The sequence below is a fragment of the Oscillibacter sp. genome (genome assembly GCF_031978065.1).
Lineage (GTDB): Bacteria > Bacillota > Clostridia > Oscillospirales > Oscillospiraceae > Oscillibacter.
Genome location: NZ_DALZCH010000123.1, coordinates 1 through 8,639 on the forward strand (window position 1 = coordinate 1; position 8,639 = coordinate 8,639).

Below are 8,639 nucleotides of genomic sequence, written 5' to 3' on the forward strand. Positions count from 1 at the left end.
ACCGCCGAAAAGGGCATCGGAAGCTATCGCGTGGTTTCAAACATTGGGGAACAGGCGGGGCAGAGCGTGCCGCACCTGCACTTCCATGTGCTGGGCGGGCGGGATATGACCTGGCCTCCGGGCTAAAATCAAAAAAGCTTATTGCCTGCGGGCAATGCAAAGAAAGGGGCCGGGGAATTGACTTCCTCGGCCCCTTGGAGCTTGTCGCTTCGGCTTTGGTCGCCGACGGGGCCACTCTCCGTCCATTGGTCCCCGGGCGGGGCTAAGCCTGCGCCTTTCTGGGAAAAATCCCACCCTGCACACTTGTTCTTTGCGGTAAAATTTGATATACTATGCAAGTTAGGGTAGTGTGGAAGCTGCCTTTGCGGAGAGCGGCGGCCAAATGCCTGCCGCGCCGGAGAAAAGCGACGGCGGGGCCTCCTGTCCGGCGCGGTTCCGGAATCTTCCGGACGAGGTATGAAATGACAAACGACATGACAGAATTGACGGCGGTCGCTCCGGAGGCGGTTCGGGGGCAGGGCCTGTACGAATGGGTGAGGGCGCTGGTGTCCTCCGTGCTGGCGGTGGTGCTGGTGTTTGCTTTCGCCGTGCGGCTGATCGGCGTGGACGGACAGTCTATGCTGCCCACGCTTCAGGACGGGGACCGATTGGCGGTTACCGTGGGCCTGCTGGCGGGAACGTACAAGGCCGGAGACATTGTGGTTTTGCGAAAGCAGAGCTTTTTGCAGGAGCCCATCGTCAAGCGAATTATCGCCGTGGGCGGGCAGACGGTGGACATTGATTTTGAAGAGGGTAGCGTCAGCGTAGACGGAAAGGTTTTAAACGAGCCGTATATTCGGGAACTGACCTTTCGCTGCGACGGAACGGAGTTTCCCCTGACGGTGCCGGAAGGCTCCGTTTTTGTGATGGGGGACAACCGCAACCATTCCAACGACAGCCGGGATGCGCGGCTGGGCACGGTGGACGAGAGGTATATCATCGGCAGGGCGGCGTTGATTCTGTATCCCGGGAAGGATTCAGAGACAGGGCAGCGGGATTTTTCCCGCATCGGCCTGATCCGGTGAAGGCACAAGGAGGAAACGCGTGGAAAACGGACAGAATTTAAATATTCAGTGGTATCCCGGCCACATGACCAAAACCCGGCGGATGATCGTCGACCAGCTAAAAAACGTGGACGCGGTGTGCGAGCTGCTGGACGCCCGCATTCCTGTTTCCAGCCGGAATCCGGACGTGGACGAGCTGACGGCGGGAAAGCCCCGTCTGGTGGTCTTAAACCGGGCCGATCAGGCGGACCCGGCCAAGACGCGGCTGTGGGCGGCTTATTTCCGGGAGAAGGGCTATGCGGTGCTGGAATGCAGCGCAAAGGGTGGAGACGGAGTGGAGCGGTTTCCCGCCGCCGTGCGGGCGCTGCTTGCGGACAAGCTGCGGGCCTATGCGGAAAAGGGGCAGGTGGGCCGCACGATGCGGGTGATGATTCTGGGGATTCCCAACGTGGGAAAGTCCACCTTCATCAACCGGGTGGCAAAGCGGAAAACCGCCAAAACCGAGGATCGGCCCGGCGTTACCCGGGCAAAGCAGTGGGTTCCCATCGATCAGGGGCTGGAACTGCTGGACACGCCGGGCATTCTCTGGCCCAAGTTTGAGGATCAAAGCGTGGGGCTGAATCTGGCCTTCACCGGCGCGGTCCGGGACGAGGTGATCGACATTGAAACGCTGGCCTGCAATCTCATGAGCTATCTTGCGGCCCGGTATCCGGAACAGCTTTCCGAGCGGTATAAAATTCAGCCCCAGCCGGGCGAGTCCGGCTTCGAATTGCTGGAGCAGGCCGGGCAGAAGCGGGGCTTTGTAATTCGGGGCGGCGAAATCGACACGGAGCGGATGGCCAAAATCCTTTTGGACGAGTTCCGGGGCGGGAAGCTTGGACGCTTTACCCTTGAAACGCCGGGGGAGCAAGAAAATGGCTGAGATGGAACATCCGTGGAGCATTGAGGAGCAGTGCTTTGCCGACGGGTATGAAACGGTGTGCGGCGCGGATGAGGCGGGGGCCGGCCCGCTGGCTGGGCCGGTGTACGCGGCGGCGGTGATTTTACCCCGGGGACTGATCATTGATGGGCTGAACGACTCAAAAACGCTGACGGAGAAAAAGCGGGAGAAGCTGTTTGAGATTATCCGGGCCGAAGCGGAGGACTATTGCGTGGCATGGGTGGAAGCCGAAGAAATTGATGCCATCGACATTCTCAACGCCCGGATGAAGGCCATGCAGCTTGCCATCGACGGGCTGAAAAAGCGTCCTGATTTTGCCCTGATTGATGGGAACCGGGACAGGGGAAGCCTGTGCGCCATCACTGCGCCCCACGAAACCGTGGTGGGCGGGGACGGAAAAAGCGCGTCCATCGCGGCGGCGTCCATTCTGGCGAAGGTCAGCCGGGACCGGTTTGTGACGGAAGTGCTGGACAAGGAATACCCTCTTTACCAATTTGCAAAGCACAAGGGCTACGGCACCAAGCTGCACTATGGAATGCTGGACGCTTACGGCCCCTGTCCCGCCCATCGGCGGAGCTTTCTGAAGAAATGGGAGAGGGGACGGCCATGACCACGAAAAGCGCCGGAAATCGGGGCGAGGCCGAAGTTGCGGGATATCTGCGGCGGCTGGGCTATGGGCTGCTTGCCAGCCAGTGGCGCTGTCGGTTCGGGGAGATTGATTTGATTGCCCGGGACCCGGAGGGCTTGTTATGCTTTGTGGAGGTAAAGCTGCGGAGCAATTTGCAGGTGGGCCTTCCAAGGGAATATGTGACTGGGCGGAAGCAGGCGCGGCTGCGGTCTGCCGCCGCGCTGTACATGAGCGTGAAGGATTTGGACGAGCCCGCCCGGTTTGACGTGGCGGAGGTTTACGACGAGAACGGCGCGTTCCGGGTGGAGTATCTGGAAAACGCGTTTGAATAAGGCTGCCGGGAGCCAAACGAAAGACACGCGGTGGCGCGACAAGCAGGAGGAAGAGACATGAAGTATTACAGCACGCGGGACACCGCGGTGGCCCTTAGCGCGGCGCAGGCTGTGCAGCAGGGTCTGAGCAGGGACGGCGGCCTTTTGACCCCCACGGAATTTCCGACGCTTTCACAGGAAGAGCTGGAAGCTCTGCTGCCTCTGAGCTATCCCCAGCGGGCGGCGGCGGTGATGGGCTTGTACCTGACGGATTACAGCGCGGAGGAACTGCTGGATTTCGCCGAAACGGCTTATGGTCCTGCCCGGTTTGACACTGCCGCTGTGGCCCCGGTGCGGATGCTGGACGAAGCCACCCACTGCTTGGAGCTGTGGCACGGGCCGACCTCTGCGTTTAAGGATTTGGCGCTTCAGATGCTGCCCCGGCTGCTATCCGCCGCTTTGAAGAAAACGGGAGAGCGTCGGACGGCCTGCATCCTCGCGGCCACCTCCGGCGACACCGGCAAGGCCGCCATGGAGGGCTTTGCCGACGTAGAACAGACAAAAATTCTGGTGTTTTACCCCAAGGACGGCGTTTCCGCCGTGCAGGAAGCCCAGATGCTCACCCAGAGGGGCGAAAACGTGGGCGTTTGCTCCGTAGTGGGGAATTTTGACGACGCACAGAGCGGTGTAAAGCGTATTTTTTCTGACGCAGCCCTCCGGGAGGAGCTGGACGGACGGGGCTATTTCCTCTCCTCCGCCAACTCCATCAACTGGGGCCGGATTCTGCCGCAGGTGGTCTATTATATCTCCGCCTACTGCGATTTGGTACGGGACGGGAAGCTGAAAATGGGAACGAAGGTCAACTTCTGCGTCCCCACCGGAAACTTTGGCGATATTCTTGCGGGGTATTACGCCAAAAAGATGGGCCTGCCCGTTGGGAAGCTCATCTGCGCGTCCAACAAAAACGACGTGCTGACGGAGTTTTTGACTACCGGGACCTATGACCGCAACCGGAATTTTTACAACACCATCAGCCCCTCCATGGACATCCTGATTTCCTCCAATCTGGAGCGGCTGCTGTTCGACCTTTCAGGGCAGAACGGCGAACAGGTGAAGGACTATATGGACCAGTTGGCCATGAGCGGCAGCTATCGGGTGAGCGACGAAATTTTCGGGCAGATCCGCGAACTGTTCTGGGCCGGGTCCTGCGGCGAAACGGAAACCGCCGCCGCCATCGGGCGCTATTATCGGGAGCGGGACTATCTGCTGGACACCCACACCGCCGTGGCGGCGGACGTGCTGGAGCAGTACCGCGCCAAAACCGGCGATAACACTCCCGCCGTGTTTGTATCCACCGCGTCCCCCTTTAAATTCTGCGACAGTGTGCTTGCCGCCATCGGCGAGAAGGCCGAAGGCACGGGAACAGAACTGATCGACCGGCTGCAATACGTCACCGGACGGCCCGCCCCGTGGCGGCTGGCGGCCCTGCGGGAGAAGGAGAGCCGGTTTGACCTGTGCCGGAAAAAAGAGGAGATGCCCCAGACGGTGCGGGATTTTCTCAAATAATTCCGGGGCATCCGGCGCGGCACTCACGGGGCTTTGCAGCCCGCGGAAAATCAAGAAAAGGAGGGCGTGAATGGCCCTGTATGCGATTGGCGACTTGCATTTATCCCTGACGGCGAACAAGTCCATGGAGGTCTTCGGGGAGGCATGGAAGGACTACGTAAACCGGATTGCCGCGTCCCTTTCCTTACTGACGGAAGAGGACACGCTGATTCTGGACGGCGACACCTCCTGGGGCATGAGCATGGAGGAGGCGGAGGCGGACTTCCGCTTTTTGGAGCAGTTTCCCGCAAAAAAGCTGCTGGTGAAGGGAAACCACGACTACTGGTGGACCACGGTGAACAAGATGAGCGGCTTTTTCGCGGAGAAGGGGCTGACCAGCTTTTCGTTCCTCCACAACAACTGTTATTTTTACGGGGAATACGCCCTGTGCGGCACCCGGGGCTGGTTTCAGGAGGAACACCAAAAGCCCCCGGACGCAAAGGTTTTGAACCGGGAGGTCATGCGGCTGGAAACCTCTCTTCGGGCGGCGGGGGACAGGCCGATTCTGTGCTTTCTCCACTATCCGCCGCTGTACAAGGGCTATCAGTGCCCCGAGATTCTGGCGCTGCTGGAAAAATATCGGGTGAAGGCCTGCTATTACGGGCATCTTCACGGACCGGTGATCCGCCGCCGTTTTGAGGGCGAACAGGCCGGAACTGCCTTTTCCCTCATCTCTGCGGACTATTTGGAGTTCGTTCCAAAAAAAATTATCGAATCATGAAAAAAGTGTGGATTTTTCCGCATTTGTCTGATATTATAGGGAATTGTACCGGCTTGCACCGGTCATGAACGGAGGAGTAAACAATATGAACGTGAAAAACTGCGAAAAACAAGAAAAAAGTACCGTCGCCCTGACTGTGGAGGTCAGCGCGGAGGAATTTGAGGCCGCACTCGTAAAGGCATATCAGAAGATGCGCAAACAGATCAATGTGCCGGGCTTCCGTCCCGGCAAGGCTCCCCGCAAGATTATCGAGGGGATGTACGGCGCAGAGGTGTTTTTCGAGGAAGCGGTCAATATCGCCATGCCCGACGCCTACGAGGCCGCCGTGGCGGAGCAGAAGCTGGAAGTTGTGGGTTATCCTCAGGTGGATTTGGAGGGCGAGCTCACCAAGGAGGGCTTTACCTTCAAGGCCGTGGTTCCCGTCTATCCCGAGGTGAAGCTGGGCCAGTATAAGGGCCTTGAGGCCCCCAAGTCCGATGTGAAGGTCAGCGCCGCCGATGTGGACGAGCGTCTGAAGGAAATGGCCGACCGCAACACCCGGCTGGTCTCCGCGGACCGGGAAGCGAAAAACGGCGACGTGGCCGTCATTGATTTCGAGGGCTTTCTGGACGGCAAGCCCTTTGATGGGGGCAAGGGCGAGGGCCACAGCCTGGAGCTTGGCTCCGGCAGCTTTATCCCCGGTTTTGAGGAGCAGGTTGTCGGCTTGAAGGCCGGCGAGGAGAAGGATCTGGACGTGACCTTCCCCGAGGATTATGCCCCCGAGCTTGCCGGCAAGGCCGTGGTGTTCAAGGTGAAGCTTCACGAGGTGAAGGAGAAGGACGTTCCCGCCATGGACGACGAGTTCGCCAAGGACGTGAGCGAGTTCGATACGCTGAAGGACCTGAAGGCGGACATCGAGAAGAAGATTACCGACGAGCGTGAGCAGGTGGCCCGTCAGGCGTTTGAGGATGCGCTGATGCAGAAGGCGGCAGAGAACATCACCGCCGATGTACCCGATGCGCTGGTGGAATCTCAGGCTCGCCGCTTTGTGGATAACTTCAAAAACCAAATTCAGCAGCAGGGTATTCCCTATGAGCAGTATATGCAGATGACAGGCATCACCGAAGCCAAGCTGCTTGAAGATGCCAAGGAACCCGCTCTGCGGCAGGTCCGGATGGATCTGGCTCTGGCCGCCATCATCAAGGAGGAAAAGATCGAAATTTCCGACGAGGATGTGGACGCCGAGTACAATACCATGGCCGGACAGTACGGCATTGAGCTGGAGAACATCAAGAAGTACCTGCCCGCCGAGCAGATCAAAGATCAGCTCAGCAGCCGCAAGGCGATTGAGCTGGTGCGGGACAGCGCCGTTGCCGTGGAGGCCAAGGCCGAGGAGGCGGAGGAGAAGCCCGCCAAGAAGACTGCCGCCAAGAAGACTGTTAAGGCTGCCGAGGGCGAGGAAAAGCCTGCCAAGAAGGAAGCCAAGGCCGAGGAGGCGGAGGAGAAGCCTGCCAAGAAGCCCGCTGCCAAGAAGACCGCCAAGAAAGCGGAGTAATCATCCGGAAAACCGTTTACTTTTTACAGATTCGACACATTCTCTCATGGTACCTGTGGTATCATGGGAGAATGTTTCTAGACGGACCAACCCCGGCAAGGGGCCGGGGACTCCGCAGACCAGTATCAAAGTGGAGGTTATACCAATGAGTTTAGTACCTTACGTAGTGGAACAAACCAACCGTGGCGAGCGGTCCTACGATATCTTTTCCAGACTGCTGAACGACCGCATCGTCTTTTTGGGCGAGGAGGTCAACGCCACCACAGCCAGTCTGGTTGTGGCCCAGCTTCTGTATTTGGAGGCACAGGACCCCGACAAGGACATCCAGCTTTATCTCAACAGCCCCGGTGGCTCCGTCACCGACGGAATGGCCATTTACGATACCATGCAGTACGTCAAGTGCGACGTGTCCACCGTGTGCGTGGGCATGTGCGCGTCCATGGGTGCGTTTTTGCTGTCCTCTGGCGCCAAGGGTAAGCGTATCGCCCTGCCCAACGCCGAAATTATGATTCACCAGCCCTCCGCCGGGACCCAGGGCCAGATTACAGACATGGCCATCCATCTCAAGCGGCTGGAAATTATCAAAAAGCGAATGAACATCATTCTTGCGGACAACACCGGGAAGTCCCTGGAAGAAGTTACTGCCGCCTGCGAGCGGGACAATTTCATGTCCGCCGACGAGGCCAAGGAATTTGGCCTGATCGATAAAATTATCACCAACCACTGATTGCGCCTTTCCGAAAAGGCAGAACTGAGGTAATACCATGCCGAATGACGACAAAAGAACTCTTCGCTGCTCCTTCTGCGGCAAGCACGAGCAGCAGGTTCACCGGATGATTCAGGGACCGGGCGTGCGTATCTGCGACGAGTGCGTCCAGCTATGCATGAGCATTTTGAACGATGGGTTCGAGGACACCGGCGCCTCCGGTCTGGAGGAAATTCCTGACAAGCTGCCCACGCCTCAGGAAATCAAGGGCGTGCTGGATCAGTATGTGATCGGGCAGGACGAAGCGAAGGTCGCTCTGTCTGTGGCGGTGTACAACCACTATAAAAGGATTTATTTCGGCGGCGACGAGGAAGTGGAGCTGCAAAAGAGCAACATCCTCATGCTGGGGCCCACCGGCTCAGGCAAGACGCTGTTTGCCCAGACGCTGGCCCGTATCTTGAAAGTCCCCTTCGCCATCGCAGACGCAACCACCCTCACCGAGGCGGGCTATGTGGGCGACGATGTGGAGAACATTCTCCTGCGGCTTTTACAGGCCGCCGACTTTGACGTGGAGCGGGCCGAGCGGGGCATTATCTACGTGGATGAGATTGACAAAATCGCCCGCAAGAGCGAAAATGTATCTATCACGCGGGATGTGTCCGGCGAGGGCGTGCAGCAGGCTTTGCTGAAAATCGTCGAGGGCACGGTAGCCAACGTCCCCCCTCAAGGCGGACGTAAGCACCCTCATCAGGAGTTTATTCAGGTGAACACCAAGAACATCCTGTTCATCTGCGGCGGCGCCTTCGATGGACTGGATAAAATCATCGAGCAGCGGCTGGATCAGAAGAGCATCGGCTTCGGCGCGAAGATTGAGGGGAAGAAGGAGCGGAACCTGAGCCGGATTCTGGCCGGGGTTCAGCCTCATGATATTTTGAAATACGGCCTGATTCCCGAGTTGGTGGGCCGCCTTCCTGTGATCACCACGCTGAACGCACTGAGCCGCGAGGATTTGGTGCGGATTCTCATGGAGCCGAAAAACGCTTTGGTCAAGCAGTATAAAAAGCTGCTTGGGTACGACGATGTGGAGCTGACTTTTGATCAGGAGGCGCTGGAAGCCGTGGCCGACAAGGCCATCGAGCGGAATATTGGAG

The 8,639-nt window shown here is 58.5% G+C and carries 10 protein-coding genes; all 10 read left to right on the forward strand.

The window, feature by feature from the left end:
* The coding region (locus tag RTK01_RS14425) for an HIT domain-containing protein (protein WP_312281646.1) at positions 1-126 on the forward strand (126 nt) is incomplete at its 5' end.
* A 335-nt stretch (positions 127-461) separates the two neighbouring features.
* Positions 462-1,064, forward strand: coding sequence for a signal peptidase I (gene lepB, locus RTK01_RS14430; RefSeq protein ID WP_312281637.1), 603 nt, complete (start codon positions 462-464; stop codon positions 1,062-1,064).
* A 19-nt stretch (positions 1,065-1,083) separates the two neighbouring features.
* Positions 1,084-1,965, forward strand: coding sequence for a ribosome biogenesis GTPase YlqF (ylqF, locus tag RTK01_RS14435; RefSeq protein ID WP_312281638.1), 882 nt, complete (start codon positions 1,084-1,086; stop codon positions 1,963-1,965).
* Positions 1,958-2,593, forward strand: a complete 636-nt coding sequence (locus tag RTK01_RS14440) for a ribonuclease HII (RefSeq protein WP_312281639.1) — start codon at positions 1,958-1,960, stop codon at positions 2,591-2,593. Before ylqF ends, RTK01_RS14440 begins: the two co-directional genes overlap by 8 nt.
* Positions 2,590-2,943, forward strand: coding sequence for a YraN family protein (locus RTK01_RS14445; protein ID WP_312281640.1), 354 nt, complete (start codon positions 2,590-2,592; stop codon positions 2,941-2,943). Before RTK01_RS14440 ends, RTK01_RS14445 begins: the two co-directional genes overlap by 4 nt.
* Positions 2,944-3,000: 57 nt before the next feature.
* Positions 3,001-4,488, forward strand: a complete 1,488-nt coding sequence (thrC, locus tag RTK01_RS14450; protein WP_312281641.1) for a threonine synthase — start codon at positions 3,001-3,003, stop codon at positions 4,486-4,488.
* A gap of 70 nt (positions 4,489-4,558) precedes the next feature.
* Positions 4,559-5,248, forward strand: a complete 690-nt coding sequence (locus RTK01_RS14455) for a metallophosphoesterase (RefSeq protein ID WP_312281642.1) — start codon at positions 4,559-4,561, stop codon at positions 5,246-5,248.
* A gap of 85 nt (positions 5,249-5,333) precedes the next feature.
* Complete coding sequence (gene tig, locus RTK01_RS14460) at positions 5,334-6,782, forward strand: trigger factor (protein WP_312281643.1); 1,449 nt, start codon at positions 5,334-5,336, stop codon at positions 6,780-6,782.
* 145 nt (positions 6,783-6,927) lie between these two features.
* Entirely contained in the window at positions 6,928-7,509 is a 582-nt protein-coding gene (locus tag RTK01_RS14465) for an ATP-dependent Clp protease proteolytic subunit (RefSeq protein WP_312281644.1), read from the forward strand.
* Between the two features lie 37 nt (positions 7,510-7,546).
* A partial coding sequence (clpX, locus tag RTK01_RS14470) for an ATP-dependent Clp protease ATP-binding subunit ClpX (RefSeq protein WP_312281645.1) occupies positions 7,547-8,639 on the forward strand: 1,093 nt, incomplete at its 3' end.

Bases quoted from the DNA above. Each gene is read 5' to 3' on its own strand.
- lepB (WP_312281637.1), top strand. From the start codon at position 462: ATGACAAACGACATGACAGAATTGACGGCGGTCGCTCCGGAGGCGGTT.
- RTK01_RS14440 (WP_312281639.1), top strand. From the start codon at position 1,958: ATGGCTGAGATGGAACATCCGTGGAGCATTGAGGAGCAGTGCTTTGCC.
- RTK01_RS14445 (WP_312281640.1), top strand. From the start codon at position 2,590: ATGACCACGAAAAGCGCCGGAAATCGGGGCGAGGCCGAAGTTGCGGGA.
- thrC (WP_312281641.1), top strand. From the start codon at position 3,001: ATGAAGTATTACAGCACGCGGGACACCGCGGTGGCCCTTAGCGCGGCG.
- RTK01_RS14455 (WP_312281642.1), top strand. From the start codon at position 4,559: ATGGCCCTGTATGCGATTGGCGACTTGCATTTATCCCTGACGGCGAAC.
- tig (WP_312281643.1), top strand. From the start codon at position 5,334: ATGAACGTGAAAAACTGCGAAAAACAAGAAAAAAGTACCGTCGCCCTG.
- RTK01_RS14465 (WP_312281644.1), top strand. From the start codon at position 6,928: ATGAGTTTAGTACCTTACGTAGTGGAACAAACCAACCGTGGCGAGCGG.